Genomic DNA, 21103 nt, shown 5'->3' with positions numbered 1-21103 from the left:
CCTGGGGTGGTGACAGGCCGGTCGGCCTGTCACCGGTCCTGTTCCACAGACCTGTCGTCCCCCTCCCCGGCCGCAACCGACCCAGACCGTCCCCGCTGAGCTCCAGGTGTCCGTGCTGAACTCGGGCCGTCCTTGCTGAGCCCGGCTCGTACCGGATGACCTCGGGCCGGACGCCCTGCGCCGGGCCTGCCTCCGTGAGTTGAGCCCTGCCTCCGTGGCGGTGCGCGCCTTCGCGGTCGAGGACTGTTTCCGCGGTCGAGGACTGATTCCGCGGTCGAGGCCGGGGCGGACGACGCCCACTCAAGGGGATCCCATGACTCGCGCCACCACGGTGCGAGCGGTTCTGGCTGCCGCCGTCCTGCTCGTCTCCGTGTTCATCACCCTGACCATGTCACCCAGACTCGGCCTGGACCTCCAGGGCGGCACCCGCATGGTGCTCCAGGCCAAGGACTCCGCCACCGCGAAGGCGGACCGGGAGAGCACCGATCGCACCATGGAGGTGCTGCGCCAGCGCATCGATTCGCTCGGGGTCGCCGAACCGGCCCTGACCCGCTCCGGCGAAGACCGGATCATCGTCGAACTACCCGACGTCCAGGACCCGCGCCAGGCGGCCGAGGTCATCGGCAAGACCGCGCAGCTCGGTTTCCACGCGGTCCAGGAGCCCGGGGGCGAAACCAGCGGCGACCGGACGCTCCCCGACGAACAGGGCACTCCTCTCGCCCTCGGTCCGGAGCGTCTCTCCGGCGCGGGTGTCAAGGACGCCACCGCCCAGTTCGACGCCCAGCAGGGCGCGGGCTGGTCCGTCGCCCTCGACTTCCACGGCGACGCGGGCAAGGAGTGGCAGCGCCTCACCGGAGACGCCGCGTGCCATCCCGCCGGGGACCAGAAGCGACGCGTCGCGATCGTCCTCGACGGGAAGGTCATCTCCTCGCCGCAGGTCGATCCCTCGGTCGGCTGCGAGGTAGGGCTGCCCTCCGGCTCCACCCAGATCACCGGCTCCTTCAGCGCCGACGAGGCACGCGATCTCGCCCTGCTCATCAAGGGCGGCGCACTCCCCGTGCCCGTGGAGATCGTCGAACAGCGGACCGTGGGCCCGACCCTGGGCGCCGCGGCCATCGACGCGAGCGCCCGCGCCGCTCTCATCGGCGCGGCAGCGACCGCGCTCTTCATCACCTTCATGTACCGCCTCTTCGGCGCACTCGCCGCCCTCGCTCTTGCGGCGTACGGCGTGATCTCCTACGCCGCGCTGGTCGCCCTCGGTGTCACGCTGACCCTGCCGGGGCTCGCCGGGTTCGTCCTCGCCATCGGCATGGCGGTCGACGCCAACGTCCTGGTCTTCGAACGCGCCCGGGAGGAGTACGCGGACCGGCGGAGCCGCTCGCTGCGCTCCTCGCTCACCGCCGGATTCCGTAACGCGTGGAGTGCCGTCGCCGACTCCAACGTCACCACTCTCATCGCCGCGGCCCTGCTCTTCCTCCTGGGCTCCGGCCCGGTCAAGGGCTTCGGTGTCACGCTCGCCATCGGCGTGCTGGCCTCGATGTTCTCGGCCCTCGTCATCGCCCGGGCGCTCACGGAGTTCGCGGCGGGCTCACGGTTCGTCAACGACTACCGCGGCGTCAACGGCATCGCACGGCCCGGCCGGGTCCGCACCTGGCTGAACGCGCGGGACCCCCAGCTGTTCCGGGCTCCGCGCCGCTGGCTCGGGGTGTCGGCCGCCCTTGTGCTCGTCGCCGTCACGGGCATCCTCGTGCGCGGTGTGGACCTGGGCGTCGAGTTCACCGGCGGGCGGCTCGTCGAGTACTCCACCAGCCGCCCCGTCGACGTCGAGACCGCCCGTGACACGATCGCCGCCGCCGGGTTCGACGGCGCCGAAGTCACCACGGCGGACGACCACGACCTCTCCGTACGCACCGGCAAGCTCGACAACGCGGGGGAACACGCCCTGCGCACAGCCTTGGCGGAGGTGGGCGGCGAGACCACCAAGGTGCGTGACGAGCTGATCGGGCCCAGTCTCGGCGACGAACTGCGGCGCAACGCTCTGATCGCGCTGGGCGTCGCCGTGTTCGTGCAACTCGCCTATCTCGCGGCCCGTTTCCGGTGGACGTTCGCCGTCGCCTCCGTGGGGGCGCTTGTGCACGACGTCATCATCCTGGTCGGCGCCTTCGCCTGGCTCGCCCGGCCCGTCGACGGCATCTTCCTCGCCGCCCTGCTCACCGTGATCGGCTACTCCGTCAACGACTCGGTCGTGGTCTTCGACCGGGTGCGGGAACTCTGGGCGAGGAACCGTCGCACACCGATCGCCGACGTGGCCAACCGTGCGGTTCTGCAGACCGTGCCACGCACCGTCAACACAGGGATGGGCGCCATGTTCATCCTGGTCGCCCTGGCGGTGCTGGGCGGGGACTCTCTCGCGGACTTCGCACTCGCCCTCCTCATCGGCATCTGCGTGGGGACGTACTCCTCGGTCATGACGGCCGTTCCGGGGGCGCTGCTCCTGGAGCGGAGCAGCAAGGCCCCGCCGCCGGCCAGGAAGCGCGCACCGAAACGGGGGGCGGAGGCCGGCCGCACACGCCGCCGCGACCCGTCCGACAACGGGGCGCGCGTATAGGGCTCATGAACGAGCACGTGCCGGGCGGGACCCACCAGGCCCCGCCCGGCGCGTACCGGCGGCCCGTACTGCGTGACGCCTGGGCCACGCTCGTACCCGACATGAACGGAGCGGTGGCCGGCGGGCTCGCCGTCCTCGGTGACGTGCACGAACTGCCGCTGCTGCTCGCCCTGACGATCCTGCTCGCAGCCGTCGCCGTCGCCGTCACTGGTCTGCTGGGCCGCGGGGACACCCCGTGGACCAGGCCGCGCGTCACCCTCTGAGTCCGCCATGCCCCGTCGGTGGGCAGCCGCGTCGGGGGCGACAGCGACCGCACCCGGGCCGTAACGTCGCGGGGACCGACCGCACCGGACCACGAGGAGCCGCCCCATGCCCGCTGAACCGCTGTCCGCGAACGCCATCGAGGAAGCGCTCCGCGAACTCCCCGGCTGGCGGCTGGACGGGGACCGCATCACCCGTACCTACCGGCTGCCCTCCCACTTCGCCGCGACCGGGCTGACCGTCCACGTGGCCCGCATCCAGGACGAGCTGAACCACCACTCGGACCTGACGCTGGGCTACAACACCGTGTCGCTCGCGGTGAATTCGCACGACGCCGGAGGCGCCGTGACGCGGAAGGACCTCGAGCTGGCCGCACGCGTCGAGGCGGTCGCCGCAGGACACGGCGCGGAGTGACGCCCGGCGCGGCCCGGCCGGACGGCGGAGCGGACGGCCGCGAAGCTCGAGGCGCTGCCCGACCCGGACCGGCCGCGCGCCGATCCGGCCTACCGGCTACGCGGCTGAACGGCTTCCGTACGTTCGCGACGTGCGGGCCCCGCTTGGTCTCGGCGCGGGCCTCGCACGGGGCCCGCACCGGACCGCCCGTGCGGCCGGCCGACGGGTCAGCGGGACCAGACGCCGTCCCGTACGGCACTCCTCGCGAAGGCGGTGAAGTCACGCGCATCCCGCCCGAGCGCGCGCTTCACCCCGTCCGTCGTCATGGCGTTGCGCCCGTCCAGCAGCATGACGAACAGGTCCGCCAGGAAGCCCGCTTCGGCGGACGGCACGCCGTAGGTCCCCAGCGCCGCCGCGTACTGGGGTCCGGTCACCGGTTCGTAGCGGATCTCCGTCCCCGTCGCACGGCCAAGCTCCGCGGCGACCTCGTCGAAGGTCAGCAGTCGTGGGCCCGTCAGCTCGTGCACCGATCCCCCCGGGATCTCCCCGGTGAGCGCGGCCACGGCCACGTCGGCCAGGTCGTCCGCGTCGACGAAGGGCTCGGCGGTGGAGCCCGCGGGGAAGACCAGCTCCCCGTCGAGCACACCGTCGAGCAGCGCGCCCTCGCTGAAGTTCTGCGCGAAGAAGGCCGATCTGAGGACCGTGAGTTCGACCCCCGCCGCCGCGCCCCGCAGGGCCTCCTCCGCCACCACTGCCTGCGGTTCGCCGCGCCCGGAGAGCAGCACCAGGGCGCGTACTCCGCTGTCGGCCGCCATCCGTCCGAACGCGGCCATCGCCTCCGGCGCGCCGGGGGCGGCGAGATCCGGGTAGTACGCGACATAGGCCGCGTCGGCGCCCCGCAGGGCGGGTTCCCAGCCCGACTCGTCCTGCCAGTCGAAGGGGACGTCGCCGGTCCGCGAGCCCGACCGGACCTCCGCGCCCCGTGCGAGGAGCCGCTCCACCACGCGGCGGCCGGTCTTGCCCGTACCGCTCGTCACCAGCACGGTGCGGTGCTCCGGCCGGTTCGTGCGCTTCTGTTCCGTTACGGCCGGTTCTGTGTTCGCCGGTACGGAGTTCGCCTGTGTCGTGTTCGTCCGGCCCGTGTTCGCCTGGCCCGTGTTCGTCGTCATGCCTCAAGGCTCCCGTGGGCGCCCGGCCGGGAACATCCTCCACACGCTCAACTCCATACGTCTGCGTCCACGGCGGCACTCCGCATGCCGAGCGACCGCGCCCGGTTCGCTCAGCGCAGCGCCCGCGCCCCGACGACGGACAGCGACCGCAACTTCTCATAGCTCTCACTGCCAGGAGCGGCGGTGTAGACGAGCAGAAGATGGGACTGGGCCGGGTCGAGCAGCGTCTGGCAGGTCAACTCCAGCGCGCCCAGCTCGGGGTGGACGAAATGCTTCACCTCACGGGGCCGGATGCCGATCTCGTGGTCGTTCCACACGCGGCGGAACTCCGCGCTCCGGGTGAGCAGCAGGTCGGCGTAGTGGGCCGCGCGGGAACCGGGCCCCCGCAGCGTGGCCACCCCGCGCAGGCCCGAGACGAACATGCGGGTGAGGAAGGCGTGGTCCTCGGCGGCGTAGAGCTTTCGCGTGTCGGGCTCGGTGAACCATCGGTAGCCGATGCTGCGCGCCGGGCCGCTGTAGAGCGTCAGGTCACCGGTGAGCGCGATGCCGAGCGGTGTCTGGCGCAGCGTCTCGCCGAGCTCGGTGACGATCTCCGCGGGGGTGTCGTGCAGCCGGTCGAGGATGCGCAGCAGGCCGGGACCGACATGCTCGCTGTCCGCGCCCCGCGCCGGCGGGGTGTGTCCGGCGAGCCGGAACAGGTGGTCGCGCTCGTCCAGGGAGAGGCGGAGTCCCTGCGCGATGGAGGCGGTCATCTGCTCCGACGGATGGGGTCCGCGCTGCCGTTCGAGCCGCGCGTAGTAGTCGGTCGACATGTGGCAGAGCGCCGCCACTTCTTCCCGCCGCAGGCCACTCGTCCTGCGGCGACGTCCGCGCGGCAGGCCCACGTCCTCGGGTTGCAGAGCCTCCCGCCGGCGCCGGAGGAACTCCGCAAGTCCGGTCCGATCGATCACCGTGCGCGCCTCCGTCACCCTGCGTGGCTCTGTCCGCGTCATTTCTACCGGCCGTGTGTTCCGGGATCCACGGATCATCGATCCCCCCTTCGCGGGTTGCGGGCCCCCGCCACGCCGTTCGAGGCTGGTGACGTGCCCGCTGGTGGAAGGGGCGACGGCACCACCGACTCGCCCGGAGGCGGGCGGGCGATCCGCCGGGCCGGCCCGGCGGGCGCGAGCAGCCCGAACAGCACCACCGTCCTGCACGGCGGTGGGCTGACGACACAACCCAGGAGCGGGCACATGCCACGCAAACCCATCGACGTCGCCGTTCCCGACCTGTCCGGCCGACGCGCCGTCGTCACCGGAGCGAGCGACGGCATCGGGCTCGGTCTCGCCGCGCGGCTCGCCGAGGCCGGTGCCGAGGTCATCCTGCCCGTACGCAACCGGCGCAAGGGCGAGGCCGCGCTCAGCACGATCAGCCGGACGGCCCCCTGGGCGAAGGTCTCCCTCCGCGAGCTCGACCTGTCCTCGCTCGCCTCCGTCGCAGCCCTCGGCGAGACCCTGCGGGAGGAGGGACGGCCGATCCACATCCTCATCAACAACGCGGGCGTCATGACTCCGCCGGACAGGCAGACGACCGCCGACGGGTTCGAGCTCCAGTTCGGCACCAACCACCTCGGCCATTTCGCCCTGGTGGCACATCTGCTGCCCCTGCTGCGCGCCGGCCACGCACGTGTGACCTCACAGGTCAGCGTCGCGGCGAATCAGGGTGCCATCAACTGGGGCGACCTGAACTGGGAACGTTCCTACGACGGCATGAAGGCCTACAGCCAGTCGAAGATCGCGTTCGGGCTCTTCGGCCTCGAGCTCGACCGGCGCAGCCGGGCCGGCGGCTGGGGTATCACGAGTAACCTCTCCCACCCCGGGATCGCTCCGACGAACCTCCTCGCCGCCCGCCCCGAGGTCGGACGCGCGGAGGACACCTTGGGCGTGCGCGTGATCCGGGCGCTGTCCGCCCGGGGCATCCTCGTCGGGACAGTGCGCACCGCCCAACTCCCCGCCCTCTACGCCGCGACCTCCCCCGATGCCGGACCCGGAGGCTTCTACGGGCCGCGCGGGTTCAGGCACATGGGCGGACCTCCCGGACAGCAGGGGCTCTACTCGCGCCTTCGCGGCACGGAGGAGGCCCGGCGCGTCTGGCGGTTCTCCGAAGAGCTCACGAAGGTGTCCTTCCCCGGCGGCTGATGACCATAGGCTGCTGGGCATGGACGCACTGGCCGGACTGCTGGACGGACCGCGGGCCAGGGGCGCCTTCCTGCTGCGGATGGTGATGGAACCGCCGTGGTCGGTCCGGATCGAGGACCGGGCCCCGCTGTGTCTGATGACCGTGCGGCACGGGGAGGCGTGGCTCCTGCCCGATGAAGGGGACGGGCCTCTCCGCCTGCGTAGCGGAGACGTCGCCGTCGTCCGTGGTCCCGCCCCCTACACCGTCGCCGGCGCCCCCGGCACGGTCCCGCACGCGCGCGTCGGGCCAGGAGGGGCCTGTACCACGCTGCGCGGCGCTCCCCTCGCCGACTCGATGCGGCTGGGCGTACGCACCTGGGGCCAACGCGGCCGACGGATCCACGGCCGTGCTGGTCGGGACCTATCTCCTCGACGGGGAGGTCAGCAGGCGTCTGCTGGACGCGCTGCCGCCGCGGCTCGTGCTTCCCTCGGACACGCGGAGCGGGCCGCTGCTGGCGCTGCTCGACGCCGAGATCTCGCAGGACGAACCCGCCCAGGACGTCGTCCTCGACCGGCTGCTCGACCTGCTGCTCATCGCGGTGCTCCGCGCCTGGTTCGCCAGGCCGGACGCCGAGCCTCCCGCGTGGTACCGGGCCATGGCGGACCCGGTCGTCGGGCGGGCGTTGCGTCTTCTGCAACAGGCCCCGGCCCGGCCCTGGACGGTCGCGTCGCTGGCCGCGGAGACCGGGGTCTCGCGGGCGGCGCTCGCCCGCCGGTTCACCGAGCTGGTGGGTGAACCACCCATGGCCCACTTGTCGGGCTGGCGTCTGGCGCTGGCCGCCGACCTGCTCCGGGACACGGATGCCACCGTGGAGGCGGTCGCCCGCCAGGTCGGCTACGGAGGGACGTTCGCGTTCAGCGCGGCCTTCAAACGCGTGCGCGGCGTCAGCCCGCAGGCGTACCGCAGAGGGAGTGCCGGCCCGGAGAAAACCCTCGCGCCCTGAGCCCCGGGCTCCCGGGCCGACCGCGGCGGCGCCGCCCACCGTGCGTACAGCGGTGGGGGCGCCGCCTGTCGGGCCGGGCTCAGGCGCCGAGGTTGAACTCGGCGGGGTCGGGGCCGAGGCGCTTGCCCTCGTCGAGCGCCGCGAAGGCTGCCAGGTCGTCGGCGTCCAGTTCGAAGCCGAAGACGTCGATGTTCTCCGCGATCCGCGACGGTGTCACGCTCTTGGGGATCACCACGTTGCCCGTCTGGAGATGCCAGCGGAGCACCGCCTGGGCCGGGGTGCGGCCGTGCTTGTGCGCGACGGCGACGACGGTCGGCACCTCAAGGAGGCCCTTGCCCGAGCCCAGCGGCGACCAGGCCTCGGTCGCGATGCCGTGCCGGGCGTGGAAGGCGCGGGACTCGGCCTGCTGGAGCTGCGGGTGCAGCTCGATCTGGTTGAGCGCCGGGACGACGGACGTCTCGCCCAGGAGGCGTTCCAGGTGCTCCGGGTGGAAGTTGGACACCCCGATGGCCTTCGCACGGCCGTCGGCGAGGATCCGCTCGAACGCCTTGTACGTGTCGACGTAGGCGTCCTTGGCCGGCACCGGCCAGTGGATCAGGTAGAGGTCGACGTACTCCAGGCCGAGCTTGTCCAGGGAGGTGTCGAACGCGCGCAGCGTCGAGTCGTATCCCTGCTCGGTGTTCCAGAGCTTGGTGGTGACGAACAGTTCCTCACGGGCCACACCGGAGGCCGCGAGGGCCTTCCCCGTGCCCGCCTCGTTCCCGTAGATGGCGGCGGTGTCGATGCTCCGGTACCCGGCCTCCAGGGCCGTGGTCACGGCCGCCGTGGCCTCGTCGTCCGGCACCTGCCAGACGCCGAAGCCGAGCTGCGGCATCTCGAGGCCGTTGTTGAGGGTGATGGTGGGGACCTGGCTCACGAGCAGTCGATCCTTACGTTGGTCGTCGGTCGGTACGTCCCAGTGAGAACGATCAGGAGGGCCCAGAGATTCCCGGCCGCCCGGATCAGGCGTGGCGGAAGGAGAGTACCCCTGACGGAGCGTCAGCCGAGGGGTGACGTGCCCGCCGCCGGAGCGGCCGGGTCACCGGTAGAGGGCGTCGATCTCGGCCGCGTACGCCGTCTCGATGGCCTTGCGCTTCAGCTTCAGCGAGGGGGTCAGCAGACCCTGCTCCTCGGTGAACTGGTGGGCCAGAATGCGGAACGTACGGATCGACTCGGCCTGCGACACGGCGGTGTTCGCGGCGACCACCGCGCGGCGCACCTCCATCTCCAGATCGGGGTCGCGTACGAGATCCGCGGGGCGCATCGGCGTACGGCCCTGCATGGCGAGCCAGTGCTCCACCGACTCGTGGTCCACGGTGACCAGCGCCGCGATGTAGGGCCTGTCGTTCCCGACGACGATGCACTGCGCCACCAGAGGGTGCGCGCGCACCCGCTCCTCCAGGCCGGCGGGCGCCACGCTCTTGCCGCCGGAGGTCACCAGGATCTCCTTCTTGCGCCCGGTGATGGTCAGATAGCCGTCCTCGTCGAGCGCGCCCAGGTCGCCGGTGGCCAGCCACCCGTCGTGCAGCACGGCATCGGTGGCCTTGGGGTCACCCAGATATCCGGAGAACACGTTGGCCCCGTGCACCCACACCTCGCCGTCGCGCGCGATGTGCACGGAGGAGCCGGGGATCGGCTGGCCGACGGTGCCGTAGCGTGTGCGCTCGGGCGGGTTGGCCGTGGCCGCCGCCGTCGTCTCGGTCAGGCCGTAGCCCTCGTAGACGGTGACTCCCGCGCCCGCGAAGAACAGACCCAGCTGCCGGTCCATGCCGGAGCCGCCCGACATGGCGTGCCGCACCCGGCCGCCCATCGCCTCGCGGACCTTGCGGTAGACGACCTTGTCGAAGAACTGGTGCTGCATCCGCAGCCCGGCGGACGGCCCGGGGCCCGTACCGAAGGCCCGTTCCTCCATCGCCTCCGCGTACTTCACCGCGATCTCGACGGCCTTGTCGAACGCCCCGACGCGGCCCTCGGACTCCGCCTTGCGGCGCGCGCCGTTGAAGACCTTCTCGAAGATGTACGGCACCGCCAGGATGAAGGTGGGCCGGAAGGACACCAGGTCCGGCATCAGCGCCTTCGCGGACAGCTCCGGCTGGTGCCCGAGCTTCACCCGGCCGCGCAGGGCCGCGATCTCCACCATGCGGCCGAAGACGTGGGCGAGCGGGAGGAAGAGCAGCGTCGCCGCCTCCTCGCCGGGCTTGGAGAGGAACACGGGGTGCCACCGGCTCACCATCGTGTCGGCCTCGAACATGAAGCTCGCGTGGGTGATCACACAGCCCTTGGGGCGTCCGGTCGTACCGGAGGTATAGATGACGGTGGCCACCGAGTCGGGGGTCACGGCCCGTCTGTGCCGGTGGACGACCTCGTCGTCGACCGGAGCGCCCGCGGCCATGAGCTCGGGCACCGCGTCGGCGTCCAGCTGCCACAGCCGGCGCAGGTTCGGCAGCCGGTCGATCACCGAGCCGATCGTCATGGCGTGGTCCTCGTGCTCGACCATGACGGCGGCGACCTCCGCGTCGTGCAGCATCCACAGGACCTGTTCGGCGGACGACGTCGGATAGATCGGCACGGACTGGGCGCCCACCGCCCAGAGGGCGAAGTCGAAGAGGGTCCACTCGTAGCGCGTGCGGGACATCAGGGCGACCCGGTCGCCGAACCGGACGCCCTGCGCGATCAGGCCCTTGGCGAGGGCGAGCACCTCGTCGCGGAAGGCGGCCGCGGACACGTCGAGCCACTGCCCCTGCGGGTCCTTGCGGCCGAGGGCGGTCCGGTGGGGGTCTTCCTCGGCGAAGTCGAAGACGGTATCGGCAAGTCCGCCGACTTGAGGGGCAGCGGCCATGGCTGGGACAGTGAACTCGCGCAATGACTGCTCCTTGTGGCGCTCCGCACGGCGCCGCGACGCTACCTCACCGGGCGAGCCCGCGGGAGGCTTCGCGCACCCGGGAGAATGCGGCATCCGGCCAGGCCAACCGTAGAAATCGGGCCAGATGGGCAAGGCTCGGGCGCACTTCTGACCGAGGAGTAAGTAGCTCGGGAGGGAATCTCCACCGAATCTGTACGCGGCACTTACGCAGGCCGGTCCGCGGAGCCTGTGTGCGTCGGTTCGCGGGACCCGCGCGGGCAGGCCGGTACGCGGAATGTGTGTACGTCGTCACGCGGGATTCACGCAGGCCCAGGGTGCGAGGGCACCACCGGGCCCCGGTGCAGCCGGTCGCCGCCCGCCAGGATCGCCGCCGCGAGGGCGTCCGCCGCCTCCTGGGCGGTGTCCCTCCGCCGCCCGTGCAGCAGCACGAAATCCACGTCCCCGAGCTCCGGCAGTCCTGCTCTCGACGGCACCGGGACGAGTCCTGGCGGGATGAGCCCGCGGGAATGCGCCATCACCCCCAGGCCCGCCCGTGCAGCCGCGACGAGCGCGCTGAGGCTCCCGCTCGTGCACGCGAACCGCCATGACCTGCCGTGCTCCTCCAGCACGTCCAGGGCGCGGGCGCGGGTGAGGCCGGGAGGTGGATAGACGATCAGCGGCAGAGGGCGCTCGGGGTCGATCCGCAGCTGCGGGGCGCCGATCCAGGTGAGGGTGTCCTGCCAGACCAGCTCGCCGTGCGTGTCCCCCGTACGGCGCTTGGCCAGCACCAGATCGAGCCGGCCCGCGGCGAGCTGCTGGTGCAGCGCGCCGGACAGTTCCACCGACAGCTCCAGCTCGACCTCGGGATGCTCACGCCGGAACGACTCCAGGATCTCCGGCAGCCGTGTCAGGACGAAATCCTCCGACGCCCCGAAGCGCAGCCGGCCGCGCAGCCTGGTGCCCGTGAAGAATGCCGCCGCCCGCTCGTTGGCCTGCAGGATCGTCCGAGCGAAGCCGAGCATCGCCTCGCCGTCCTCGGTGAGGTCGACCCGGTGCGTGTCGCGGCTGAACAGCTGCCGGCCGGCCTGGGCCTCAAGCCGGCGTACGTGCTGGCTGACCGTGGACTGGCGCACACCGAGCCTGCGCGCCGCCTGGGTGAAGCTCAGGGTCTGCGCGACGGCGAGAAACGTGCGGAGCTGGACGGGGTCGTACACGGGCCGAGGTTATCGCGAATCATGATGACAGTCAGTGCGGTGTACCGGATTCCCGATCGCGGCGATCAGGAGCAGGATGGGGAGGCCACGATCACACCCAGAGAGCACGGAGCACATGAGCCGCCGCACCAGCCGCCGTACCCCCGCGCTGCCCTCATGGCTGCCGGTCGACCCGTACATCCTGGCGCTGATCGGCACGGTGGCACTCGCGGCGCTGCTGCCCGTGTCCGGGACCGGCGCCGAGGTGGCCGGCGGCGCATCGACCGGGGCGGTGGCCCTGCTCTTCTTCCTCTACGGGGCGCGGCTGTCGACGGCCGAGGCGCTCGACGGTCTGAAGCACTGGCGGCTCCATCTCACCGTTCTGGCCTGCACCTTTTTGGTGTTCCCGCTGCTCGGGCTCGCCGGCCAGGGCCTGGTGCCCTACGTACTGGCCCCTCAGCTCCAGGACGGCTTCCTCTTCCTGTGCCTGGTGCCCTCGACCATCCAGTCCTCGATCGCCTTCACCTCGATGGCCCGTGGCAACGTGCCGGCCGCGATCTGCGCGGGCTCCTTCTCCAGCATCGCCGGAATCCTGCTGACACCGCTGCTGGCGGCCGCACTGCTCGGCGGGACCGGGGGCGGGTTCTCGGCGGACTCGCTGCTGAAGATCGTCCTCCAGCTGCTGGTCCCCTTCCTCGCGGGGCAGCTGCTCCGGCGCTGGGTGGGAGGCTTCGTCGGGCGCCACCGCAGGGTGCTGGGGTACGTCGACCGGGGCTCGATCCTGCTCGTCGTCTACACGGCCTTCAGCGAGGGCATGGTGTCCGGGATCTGGCACCAGGTCACCCCACTCCGGCTCGTGGGGCTGCTCGGCGCCGAGGCGGTGCTGCTCGCCCTGATGCTCACCCTCAGCTGGTACGGGGCCAAGCGGCTGGGCTTCGGCCGAGAGGACCGCATCGCCATCCAGTTCGCCGGCTCGAAGAAGAGCCTGGCGGCCGGTCTGCCGATGGCCAGCGTCCTGTTCGGCGCGCACGCCAGCCTCGCGGTGCTGCCGCTGATGCTCTTCCACCAGATGCAGCTGATGGTCTGCGCGGTGCTCGCCAAGCGCCGCTCGCGCGACCCGTTGCCGGAGGGTGCGACGGCGTCGGAGCAGCCCGTTCCGGTGAGCTGACGCGGGGCAGCCCGGCGCTCCCCGTGCACGTGTGATGGCAGCCCAGGCCGGGTCGGCCATCGGGGGTGTGGCCCTGCCGCCGCCGCGGGGACGTCGGCAGGGCCACCGTGAAGTCCTAGCCCACCGTTTCCTGATGTGCTGACGGTATGACCACGAGACGCAGGAACTCCTCGTCGTTGTGGCCGCTGATCGCGAAGAGGCGGGTTCCGTCCGGCGCCCAGGCGAGGCCACGGGGACGCAGGTAGCCGGCGTTGTAACCGGTTGCGGGAGCAAGGGACACCGTGCGATACGGGGAGTCGGCTCCGGTCCGGTACAGGTACACGTCCGGGTCGGGCTCGATGCTGTTCACCCCGGCGGCGACGTCGCCGCGCGGGGAGACGGCGACGGCGTTGGGATACGACGTGCTCGCATACGTGTGGCCCTCGGTCAGGTCCGGCAGCCGGAACGAGGGGTGGTGGTAAGGCGCCCCGGACGCAGTCAGCAGCGTCTTCCCGTCCGGCGTGATGGTCAGATCGCTGAAGTTGGAAGCGCCGCCGGGGTCGCGCACCGTCGTGCGGAGCACGGGGCGCGTCCCGGAGACGTCGTACACGGAGAGGGTGCCCGGAGAGGTGTTCTGGTCTCCGGCGACCAGAGTTCCCGGTGCCGCGGGCGAGGTGGCCAGGAGCGGCGCACCGCTGAAGGCCCCCTCGGGAATGAGCCCCAGGCGCACCCTCGGAGCGGAGGTGCCGACGGTGAGCGAGCCGATGCTCGCCTCCCACTGCTCCCCGTAACCGAAGAACAGGGTCCGGCCGCTCAGCGCCACGTGGAACGGGGCGGTGCCGGCGCCGGTGGCGTGGCGGGCTCGCTGCCGGCCGGTACCGGTGTCGATGACACTGATGGCGTCACCCAGGGCGAGGGGCGCGTACAGCGTGCGGGAGTCGGCGGACAGCTCCAGGTCGCACACACCCGGCAGGTCTCGGATCGTCCGGACGAGACGGCCCTGGTAGTCGGCCACCAAGACACTGCCCGTGGTGTAGTCCGAGATGAACACTCGCTCGTGGAGCGCATCCACCGCGAGATCGCAGTGGTACGCGATGGGCAGCGCGGTGCCCTCGTCCGCCGGCGCGGCCTGCGTCGCGGGCGCGGCGCCGAGCGATAACCCCAGCAAGGCCGCCAGCGTCAGCAGCCTGCGGGCGCGGGGCAGTCGTCTTGGCATCGGTGTCCCTTCGGAAGCGGGCAGGATCACCGGTCAGGTGCCTGCCGTGTCACGGTCCATCGGTCGCCTGGGTGTACCCCCACCCTGTGCCGGTACTCCCCGCGAGTTCCGACCATCACAAGGGATAGTGCCTGTTCCGCTTGCCGCCGGTGGGGCGTGGGCCGCCACGCCGGAGAGGGCCCGGCCGGCGCAGGGGGCGCTCCCCGCCGGTCGGGCCCTTGCCCCGTGCCGCGGGCGGGGCCGGCTCAGCCCTGGCCCACCGCCGCCTCAAGGGCGATGCGGTGGTCACCCGCGTACACGTTCATGGACTGCCCCCGCAGGAAGCCGACGAGGGTCAGTCCGCTCTCGGCCGCGAGATCCACGGCCAGCGACGAGGGCGCCGAGACCGCCGCCAGCATCGGGATCCCCGCCATCACCGCCTTCTGCGCCAATTCGAAGGAGGCGCGCCCCGACACCAGCAGGATCGACTGAGAGAGGGGCAGCCGGTCGTCCGTCAGGGCCCGCCCGACGAGCTTGTCGACCGCGTTGTGGCGGCCCACGTCCTCCCGGATGTCGAGCAGCTCGCCCTCCGGCGAGAACAGCGCCGCCGCGTGCAGGCCCCCGGTCCGGTCGAACACCCGCTGCGCGTCGCGCAGCCGGTCGGGGAGGGCGGCGAGCAGCGCGGGTGTCACCCGGACCGGGGGAGCGTCGGTGATCGCGTGACGCGTCGTGGTGCGGACGGCGTCGAGGCTCGCCTTGCCGCACAGTCCGCAGGACGAGGTGGTGTAGACGTTGCGCTCCAGCGTGATGTCGGGAACGACGACGCCCGGGGCGAGCTTCACGTCCACCACGTTGTACGTGTTCACACCGTCGGCCGTCGCCCCGGCGCAGTAGACGATCGACTGCACATCGGAGCCCTCACCGATCACGCCTTCGCTCACCAGGAAGCCCGCCGCGAGCGCGAAGTCGTCCCCCGGGGTGCGCATGGTGATGGCGAGCGGCTTGCCGTTCAGCCGGATCTCCAGGGGCTCCTCGGCGACGAGGGTGTCGGGGCGGGTCGTGACCGCCCCGTCCCGGATGCGGATGGTGCGGCGACGCTCGGTGACCCGTCCCATAGCCGTCAATCCCGATTCTGTACGTGTTGGAAGCCGAAACGGCCCTTGATACAGAGGTTGCCATGGGTCACCGGGTTGTCGTGCGGCGAGGTGACCTTGACGATCTCGTTCTCCTGCACGTGAAGGGTCACGTTGCACCCCACACCGCAGTAGGCGCAGACCGTCGTGGTCTGCGTCTGCGCCTCCTCGTCCCAGGTCCCCGCCGCCCGCATGCCGAACTCCGTGCTGAACGAGAGCGCACCCGTGGGGCACACCTCGATGCAGTTCCCGCAGAAGACGCAGGCCGAGTCGGGGAGCGGGGCATCGTGCTCGGTGGAGATGCGGGCGTCGAAACCGCGTCCCGAGACGGCGATCGCGAAGGTGTTCTGCCACTGCTCACCGCAGGCGTCCACGCACTTGTAGCAGAGGATGCACTTGTCGTAGTCGCGGACGTACAGCTCGTTGTCGATCTTCGGCTGTTCGTCGGCCCGGGCTGCGTCCGCACCGAAGCGCTGCGGCTTCGCCTCGTACTCCTTGATCCACTCCTCGGCCCGGGGCGTCGTCGACAGGTCCGTGGACGAGGCCAGCAGTTCCAGGACGACCTTGCGGCTGTGCCGGGCGCGCTCGCTGTCCGTGACGACGGTCATGTCCGGCTCGGCGCGCCGGGAGCACGCCGGCGCCAGCGTGCGGGAGCCCTCGACCTCGACCACGCACACCCGGCAGGCGTTCTTCGGGGTGAGCGTGTCCCCTTGGCACAGGGTCGGGATGTCCTTGCCCGCGGACCGGCAGGCGTCCAGGATCGTCGAGCCCTCCGGCACCCGGGTCTCCTCGCCGTCCAGCGTGAACGAGACGAGCCGGCGCGGCGGCTGCAGCGGTACTGCGGTCACTTGTAGACCCCCAGACGGTCGATGGCGGACTCGACGGCATTCCACGCGGTCTGGCCCAGGCCGCAGATCGAGGCGTCCCGCATGGCCTGCCCGACCTCCCTCATGAGCGCGATGTCCTCTGCCGCCCCGGCGCCCGTGCGGTCGACGATGCGGTGCAGCGCCTCCTCCTGGCGGACCGTGCCCACCCGGCAGGGCACGCACTGACCGCACGACTCGTCGCGGAAGAACTCCGCGATGCGCAGCAGCACGCGGGGGAGCTCCACGGAGTCGTCCAGGACGAGGACCACGCCGGAACCGAGCGTCGTCCCGGCGGCGCGGGTGCCCTCGAAGGTGAGCGGGACGTCCAGCTCGTCAGGGCGTACGAAGCCGCCTGCCGCGCCCCCCAGGAGCACGGCCCGCAGCCGCTCGGGCGGTCCCGCGAGGTCGAGCAGCTCCCGGAGACTCGCGCCGAAGGGCAGCTCGTAGATGCCGGGGCGGGTCACCTGGCCGGAGACGCAGAAGAGTTTGGTGCCGGTGGAGGCCGTGGTGCCCGTCGCGGCATACGCGGCGGCGCCGTGCTCCAGGATCGGCAGCACGTTCACCAGCGTCTCGACGTTGTTGACGGCGGTCGGTTTCCCGAACAGGCCCTTCTCCACCGGGAAGGGCGGTTTGGAGCGGGGCTCGCCGCGCTGCCCCTCGATCGAGTTGAAGATCGCGGTCTCCTCGCCGCAGATGTACGCACCCGCACCGCGCCGGATCTCGATGTCGAAGGCGTAACCCTGTCCCAGGACGTCGGGGCCGAGCAGCCCCCGTGTGCGGGCGCTCGTCAGCGCGTGGCCGAGCCGTTCGTGCGCCCGGGGGTATTCGCCCCGCAGGTAGATGTAGCCCTGGTGGGCACCGATGGCGTACCCGGCGATGGTCATCGCCTCGATCAGGGCGTACGGGTCGCCCTCCATCAGCACCCGGTCCTTGAAGGTGCCGGGCTCGCTCTCGTCCGCGTTGCAGACCAGGTAGTGCGGACCGTCGGCCTGCTGGGCGGTGGCCTGCCACTTGCGGCCCGTGGGGAAGGCCGCGCCGCCCCGGCCGACGAGCCCGGCCTCCAGGACCTCGCGGACCACTCCGGCGGGGCCGAGCGTGAAGGCGCGGCGCAGCGCCGCGTAGCCGCCGGTGGAGCGGTAGTCGTCCAGCGAGGCGGGGTCCACGGTGCCGATCCGCTTGAGGAGTACGAGGCCGGGGTCGCCTGCCTGCGGGACGGCCGCGGAGGCCGGGGGCTCGGCGGGGGCCTTCTCGGGGGCACGGGCCGCCGCGACGAGGGCGGGTGCGGTGGTGGGGGCGAGCACGGCGGAGCAGCGGGTGCTGCCCGCGGCGGGCTCTCCCTCTGCCCGCCCCTTCCCGTTACCGGGGGCTCCGCCCCCGGACCCCCGCTCCTCGAACTCCCCCGGACTCCGTCCGGGGGGACCCCCAAGGGGCCGGATCCGCCTGGAGCTCCGGAGGGCCGGATCCGCCCCCGCCTGGAGCAGCAGCGCCGCCGGGGCCCGTTCGCACAGGCCGAGGCAGGGGCTCTCCTGCCAGACAGCGTCCTCGGCCGGGGTACCAGGAGGCCCCATACGCTCGGTGAGGTCCGCGCACACGGACGCCGAGCCACGGGCGGCGCAGGCCAGGTCCGTGCAGACGAGGAGCACCTTCGCGGGCCGGGGCCGCACCGAGAACATGGCGTAGAACGTCGCGACGCCGTACGCCTCCGCCGGGGCCACCGTGAGACGCCGGCAGATGTAGTCCAGGGCCCCCTCGCTGATCCAGCCCACGCGGTCGTTCACCGCGTGCAGCGCGGGCAGCAGCTGGTCGCGGCGGTCCTTGGCGGCCGAGGCGCCGCCCTTCGCCCAGCGCAGGTCCCCGGCCGTACGCTCGCCGGCGCCGTCCCAGCCGGACGGGGGCGGGCCCAGCAGGGCGTCCACGGCGTCCCGTTCGGCGTCGGAAGGGGCGGCGCCCGTGTACTTCAGGTCCATGCGTGCACCAGCTTCTCTATCCGTACGGCGGAGGCCTTGAACTCGGCGGTGCCCGCGATCGGGCAGTTCGCCTCGATGGTCAGCTGGTTGGTGTCGACCTCGTCAGGAAAGTGCATCGTCATGAAGGCGAGGCCCGGCCGCAGCCCAGGATCGATCCAGACGGGAGCGGTGACACTGCCGCGCCGGGAGGAGACGCGCACCTCCTCGCCCACGGCGACGCCGTACGACTCCGCGTCCTCCGGGCAGAGCTCGATGTATTCGCCCCGGCGCAAGGGGGAGGCGTAACTCCCGCTCTGCACACCGGTGTTGTACGAGTCCAGCCGTCGCCCTGTCGTGAGGCGCAGGGGGTAGGACTCGTCGGTGAGATCGACCGGCGGATCGTGCTGCACCAGGCCGAACGGCGCCGCCGGTCCGCGTCGTACGGGATCGGTCTCCCAGAGCCGGGCGTGCAGGAAGCTGGCGGGCAGCTTGTCCGTGTCGGGGCAGGGCCACTGCAGCCCCTGGTGCTGCGCGAGTCGTTCGTACGTCATCCCGAAGTGGTCGGGCGACAGGGAGCGCAGCTCGTTCCAGACGGTCTCGGCGTCGTCGAACTTCCAGTCGTGGCCCAGCAGTCCGGCCATCGCGCAGATGATGTCGATGTCCTCCCGGGCTTCGCCCGGCGGGGTGAGCGCGGCACGGACCCGCTGCACCCGCCGCTCGCTGTTGGTCGTCGTGCCGTCGGTCTCCGCCCAGGCGGCCGTCGCGGGCAGGACGACATCGGCCAGTTCGGCGGTCCTCGTCAGGAAGATGTCCTGCACCACGAGGTGGTCGAGGGACTTCAGCCGGCGCACCGCCTGCTCGCTGTCGGCCTCCGACTGCGCCGGGTTCTCCCCGATGCAGTACACCGCGCGCAGCTCGCCTGTCTCCATCGCCTCGAACATCTGGGTGAGCGTCTTGCCGTGGCGCGGCTGGATGACGGTGTCCCAGGACCGCTCGAACTTCTGCCGGACGGGCGGGTCGAGGATGTCCTGGAAGCCGGGCAGCTTGTTGGGGATGGCGCCCATGTCGCCGCCGCCCTGCACGTTGTTCTGTCCGCGCAGGGGCTGGACGCCGGAGCCGTACCGTCCGACATGACCGGTGAGCAGGCAGAGGTTGATCAGCGCGCGCACGTTGTCCGTGCCGTTGTGGTGCTCGGTGATGCCCAGGGTCCAGCAGAGCTGGGCGCGTTCGGCCGTGGCGTAGGCGTGGGCGAGGTCCCGGATCGCTTCGGCGGGCACCCCGGTCACCTTCTCCGCGGCGGTCAGGGTCCAGGGTTCGACGAGCGCCGCGTACTCCTCGTATCCGCTGGTCGCCCGGTCCACGAAGGCCCGGTTGACCAGACCCGCGTGGATGATCTCCCGGCCGATGGCGTGGGCGAGCGGGATGTCGGTGCCGACGTCGAGGCCGAGCCAGCTCTCCGCCCATTCGGCGGTGGACGTGCGGCGCGGGTCGACTGCGTGCATCCGGGCCCCGTTGCGGATGCCCTTCAGCACGTGCTGGAAGAAGATCGGGTGAGCGAAACGGGCGTTGGAGCCCCACATCACGATCAGGTCGGTGTGCTCCACCTCCTCGTACGAGGAGGTGCCGCCGCCGGAGCCGAAGGCGGCCGAGAGCCCGGCGACGCTCGGCGCGTGGCAGGTGCGGTTGCACGAGTCGACGTTGTTGGTGCCCATCACCACGCGGGTGAACTTCTGCGCCACGTAGTTCATCTCGTTGGTGGCGCGGGCGCAGGAGAGCATCGCGAAGGCGTCCGGGCCGTAGGCTTCCCGGGTCTGCCGGAATCCGGCAGCGGCCCGGGTCAGCGCCTCGTCCCAGCTCGCCCGGCGCAGCACGCCGTCCTGCGAGCGGACGAGCGGGTGGGTGAGGCGTTCGTACGTCTTGGGCTGCCGGCCCCTGCGGTTCCTGCCGCCGGTGCGGTCGCTGCTCTTCATGGTGCGCTCCCTGCTGGGGCCGAGGAGGTGGTGGCCAGGAGATCCGCGAGCGCGTGCACGGCGCGCAGCGTCGGTACGGGCGTTCCGGCCAGCTCGGCCAGCTCGACGACGGCCGCGAGCAGCACGTCGAGTTCGAGGGGTTTGCCCTTCTCCAGGTCCTGGAGGGTGGACGTCTTGTGGTCGCCGACGCGCTCAGCGCCCGCGATGCGCCGCTCCACGGAGATCTCGGGGCGGCAGCCCACGGCCGCCGCGACGTCGAGGGTCTCGCGCATCATCGACTCCACGAGTGCGCGGGTGTCCGGATGGCGGCAGATCTGACCCATGGTGGCGCGGGCCAGCGCGCTGATCGGGTTGAAGGAGATGTTGCCGAGCAGCTTGATCCAGATGTCCTTGCGCAGATCGGACTCCACGGGGCACTTGAGCCCGCCCGCGATCATGGCCTCGCTGAAGTCCAGGCAGCGCCGCGACACCGAGCTGTCCGGCTCGCCGATGGAGAAGCGGGTGCCTTCGAGATGACGGACGACACCGGGTGCCTCGATCTCGGTGGCCGCGTACACCACGCAGCCGATGGCGCGTTCGGGCGGCAGGGTGGCGCTCACCGAGCCCGCGGGGTCGACGCTGTCGAGGCGGCGGCCGGTGTACGGCCCTGCCAGGCCGTGGAAGTACCACCAGGGGATCCCGTTCTGCGCGGCGATCACGGCGGTGTCCTCGTGCATCAGCGGGTGGACCAGCGGTCCGGACAGCGCGTACGAGTTGGCCTTCAGGCCGAGGAACACGTAGTCGACGGGCCCGACGTCCGACGGGTCGTCGGTGGCGGCGGGCCGAGCGGTGAAGTCACCGCGCGGGCTGAGCACACGCACACCGTCGCGGCGCATGGCCGCCAGATGCGGGCCCCGGGCGATGAGATGGACCTCGGCGCCCGCGCGGTGCAGCGCGGCCCCGACATAGGCGCCGATGGCTCCGGCGCCGACAACTGCGACTTTCACGGGGCTCTCCGTTCGGTGAGAGGACCGAGCGAGGGTGTCAAGTCGACAGAATATTGTCTACAGTATGCCTTCGTGAGGGGTCAATACTCGTGACAGTGGGTGCCTCGTCCCTCGCCGAATCCTTCGGGAGACGCCGGAGTGTCCGCGTGAGTTCCCCGGGAGCTGTTCGAGACGCTCCAAGCTCGGGGCCGGATT

Annotated in this window: 16 protein-coding genes and 1 pseudogene; 6 read left to right on the top strand and 11 right to left on the bottom strand. The window is 71.7% G+C overall.

All coding sequences use genetic code 11. The annotated features are described in order from the left end of the window. Positions 1 to 313 precede the first annotated feature (313 nt). From secD to ABZY45_RS17635, 3 genes are all read left to right on the top strand, one after another. Positions 314 to 2608, top strand: coding sequence for a protein translocase subunit SecD (secD, locus tag ABZY45_RS17645; protein ID WP_356740891.1), 2295 nt, complete (start codon positions 314 to 316; stop codon positions 2606 to 2608). A 5-nt stretch (positions 2609 to 2613) separates the two neighbouring features. Continuing rightward, positions 2614 to 2871, top strand: coding sequence for a hypothetical protein (locus tag ABZY45_RS17640; RefSeq protein ID WP_356740889.1), 258 nt, complete (start codon positions 2614 to 2616; stop codon positions 2869 to 2871). Positions 2872 to 2977: 106 nt separating this feature from the next. Continuing rightward, positions 2978 to 3283 carry a 4a-hydroxytetrahydrobiopterin dehydratase gene (locus ABZY45_RS17635; protein WP_356740888.1) on the top strand — a complete coding sequence of 102 codons (306 nt, stop codon included), beginning with the start codon at positions 2978 to 2980 and terminating at the stop codon, positions 3281 to 3283. Between the two features lie 206 nt (positions 3284 to 3489). Here the strand turns inward: ABZY45_RS17635 and ABZY45_RS17630 are convergent, their stop codons facing one another. Then, positions 3490 to 4431: an NmrA family transcriptional regulator gene (locus tag ABZY45_RS17630; RefSeq protein WP_356740886.1), complete on the bottom strand. Its 942-nt coding sequence runs from the start codon at positions 4429 to 4431 to the stop codon at positions 3490 to 3492. A 110-nt stretch (positions 4432 to 4541) separates the two neighbouring features. Beyond that, entirely contained in the window at positions 4542 to 5381 is an 840-nt protein-coding gene (locus ABZY45_RS17625) for a helix-turn-helix transcriptional regulator (RefSeq protein WP_356740884.1), read from the bottom strand. Between the two features lie 282 nt (positions 5382 to 5663). On the opposite strand from ABZY45_RS17625, the gene ABZY45_RS17620 reads away from it, so the two are divergent. Further along, positions 5664 to 6608 carry an SDR family oxidoreductase gene (locus tag ABZY45_RS17620; protein WP_356740882.1) on the top strand — a complete coding sequence of 315 codons (945 nt, stop codon included), beginning with the start codon at positions 5664 to 5666 and terminating at the stop codon, positions 6606 to 6608. A gap of 19 nt (positions 6609 to 6627) precedes the next feature. After that, positions 6628 to 7591: pseudogene (locus ABZY45_RS17615) on the top strand (AraC family transcriptional regulator). Between the two features lie 79 nt (positions 7592 to 7670). On the opposite strand, the gene ABZY45_RS17610 reads toward ABZY45_RS17615, so the two are convergent. From ABZY45_RS17610 to ABZY45_RS17600, 3 genes are all read right to left on the bottom strand, one after another. Next, positions 7671 to 8507, bottom strand: a complete 837-nt coding sequence (locus ABZY45_RS17610) for an aldo/keto reductase (RefSeq protein ID WP_356740880.1) — start codon at positions 8505 to 8507, stop codon at positions 7671 to 7673. Positions 8508 to 8669: 162 nt separating this feature from the next. Next, positions 8670 to 10469: an AMP-dependent synthetase/ligase gene (locus ABZY45_RS17605; RefSeq protein WP_356740878.1), complete on the bottom strand. Its 1800-nt coding sequence runs from the start codon at positions 10467 to 10469 to the stop codon at positions 8670 to 8672. 323 nt (positions 10470 to 10792) lie between these two features. Beyond that, positions 10793 to 11686 (bottom strand): LysR substrate-binding domain-containing protein, encoded by an 894-nt coding sequence (locus ABZY45_RS17600; RefSeq protein WP_356740876.1) that lies wholly within the window; start codon positions 11684 to 11686, stop codon positions 10793 to 10795. 115 nt (positions 11687 to 11801) lie between these two features. Between ABZY45_RS17600 and ABZY45_RS17595 the strand changes: the two genes are divergently transcribed. After that, positions 11802 to 12833 (top strand): bile acid:sodium symporter family protein, encoded by a 1032-nt coding sequence (locus ABZY45_RS17595; RefSeq protein WP_356740874.1) that lies wholly within the window; start codon positions 11802 to 11804, stop codon positions 12831 to 12833. A 115-nt stretch (positions 12834 to 12948) separates the two neighbouring features. Here the strand turns inward: ABZY45_RS17595 and ABZY45_RS17590 are convergent, their stop codons facing one another. From ABZY45_RS17590 to ABZY45_RS17565, 6 genes are all read right to left on the bottom strand, one after another. After that, complete coding sequence (locus ABZY45_RS17590) at positions 12949 to 14028, bottom strand: hypothetical protein (protein ID WP_356740872.1); 1080 nt, start codon at positions 14026 to 14028, stop codon at positions 12949 to 12951. Between the two features lie 245 nt (positions 14029 to 14273). Next, positions 14274 to 15122, bottom strand: a complete 849-nt coding sequence (gene fdhD, locus ABZY45_RS17585; protein WP_356740870.1) for a formate dehydrogenase accessory sulfurtransferase FdhD — start codon at positions 15120 to 15122, stop codon at positions 14274 to 14276. A 5-nt stretch (positions 15123 to 15127) separates the two neighbouring features. Then, positions 15128 to 15988, bottom strand: a complete 861-nt coding sequence (locus ABZY45_RS17580) for a 2Fe-2S iron-sulfur cluster-binding protein (RefSeq protein ID WP_356740868.1) — start codon at positions 15986 to 15988, stop codon at positions 15128 to 15130. After that, a complete protein-coding gene (locus ABZY45_RS17575; RefSeq protein ID WP_356740866.1) occupies positions 15985 to 17973 on the bottom strand; it encodes an NAD(P)H-dependent oxidoreductase subunit E in 1989 nt (662 codons plus the stop codon). The genes ABZY45_RS17580 and ABZY45_RS17575 overlap by 4 nt, the downstream gene beginning before the upstream one ends. After that, the gene (locus tag ABZY45_RS17570) at positions 17964 to 19922 is read right to left on the bottom strand and encodes a molybdopterin-dependent oxidoreductase (RefSeq protein ID WP_356740864.1); all 1959 of its coding nucleotides are present in this window, start codon (positions 19920 to 19922) and stop codon (positions 17964 to 17966) included. Before ABZY45_RS17570 ends, ABZY45_RS17575 begins: the two co-directional genes overlap by 10 nt. Further along, a complete protein-coding gene (locus tag ABZY45_RS17565) occupies positions 19919 to 20962 on the bottom strand; it encodes a 2-dehydropantoate 2-reductase (protein ID WP_356741091.1) in 1044 nt (347 codons plus the stop codon). The genes ABZY45_RS17570 and ABZY45_RS17565 overlap by 4 nt, the downstream gene beginning before the upstream one ends. Positions 20963 to 21103: the final 141 nt, after the last annotated feature.

This window comes from Streptomyces sp. NPDC006516, from assembly GCF_040611875.1.
Classification (GTDB): Bacteria; Actinomycetota; Actinomycetes; order Streptomycetales; family Streptomycetaceae; genus Streptomyces.
This window is presented reverse-complemented; position numbering and strand designations above follow the sequence as displayed.

Bases quoted from the DNA above. Each gene is read 5' to 3' on its own strand.
- secD (WP_356740891.1), top strand. From the start codon at position 314: ATGACTCGCGCCACCACGGTGCGAGCGGTTCTGGCTGCCGCCGTCCTG.
- ABZY45_RS17640 (WP_356740889.1), top strand. From the start codon at position 2,614: ATGAACGAGCACGTGCCGGGCGGGACCCACCAGGCCCCGCCCGGCGCG.
- ABZY45_RS17635 (WP_356740888.1), top strand. From the start codon at position 2,978: ATGCCCGCTGAACCGCTGTCCGCGAACGCCATCGAGGAAGCGCTCCGC.
- ABZY45_RS17630 (WP_356740886.1), bottom strand. From the start codon at position 4,431: ATGACGACGAACACGGGCCAGGCGAACACGGGCCGGACGAACACGACA.
- ABZY45_RS17620 (WP_356740882.1), top strand. From the start codon at position 5,664: ATGCCACGCAAACCCATCGACGTCGCCGTTCCCGACCTGTCCGGCCGA.
- ABZY45_RS17605 (WP_356740878.1), bottom strand. From the start codon at position 10,469: ATGGCCGCTGCCCCTCAAGTCGGCGGACTTGCCGATACCGTCTTCGAC.
- ABZY45_RS17595 (WP_356740874.1), top strand. From the start codon at position 11,802: ATGAGCCGCCGCACCAGCCGCCGTACCCCCGCGCTGCCCTCATGGCTG.
- ABZY45_RS17590 (WP_356740872.1), bottom strand. From the start codon at position 14,028: ATGCCAAGACGACTGCCCCGCGCCCGCAGGCTGCTGACGCTGGCGGCC.
- fdhD (WP_356740870.1), bottom strand. From the start codon at position 15,122: ATGGGACGGGTCACCGAGCGTCGCCGCACCATCCGCATCCGGGACGGG.
- ABZY45_RS17575 (WP_356740866.1), bottom strand. From the start codon at position 17,973: ATGGACCTGAAGTACACGGGCGCCGCCCCTTCCGACGCCGAACGGGAC.
- ABZY45_RS17570 (WP_356740864.1), bottom strand. From the start codon at position 19,922: ATGAAGAGCAGCGACCGCACCGGCGGCAGGAACCGCAGGGGCCGGCAG.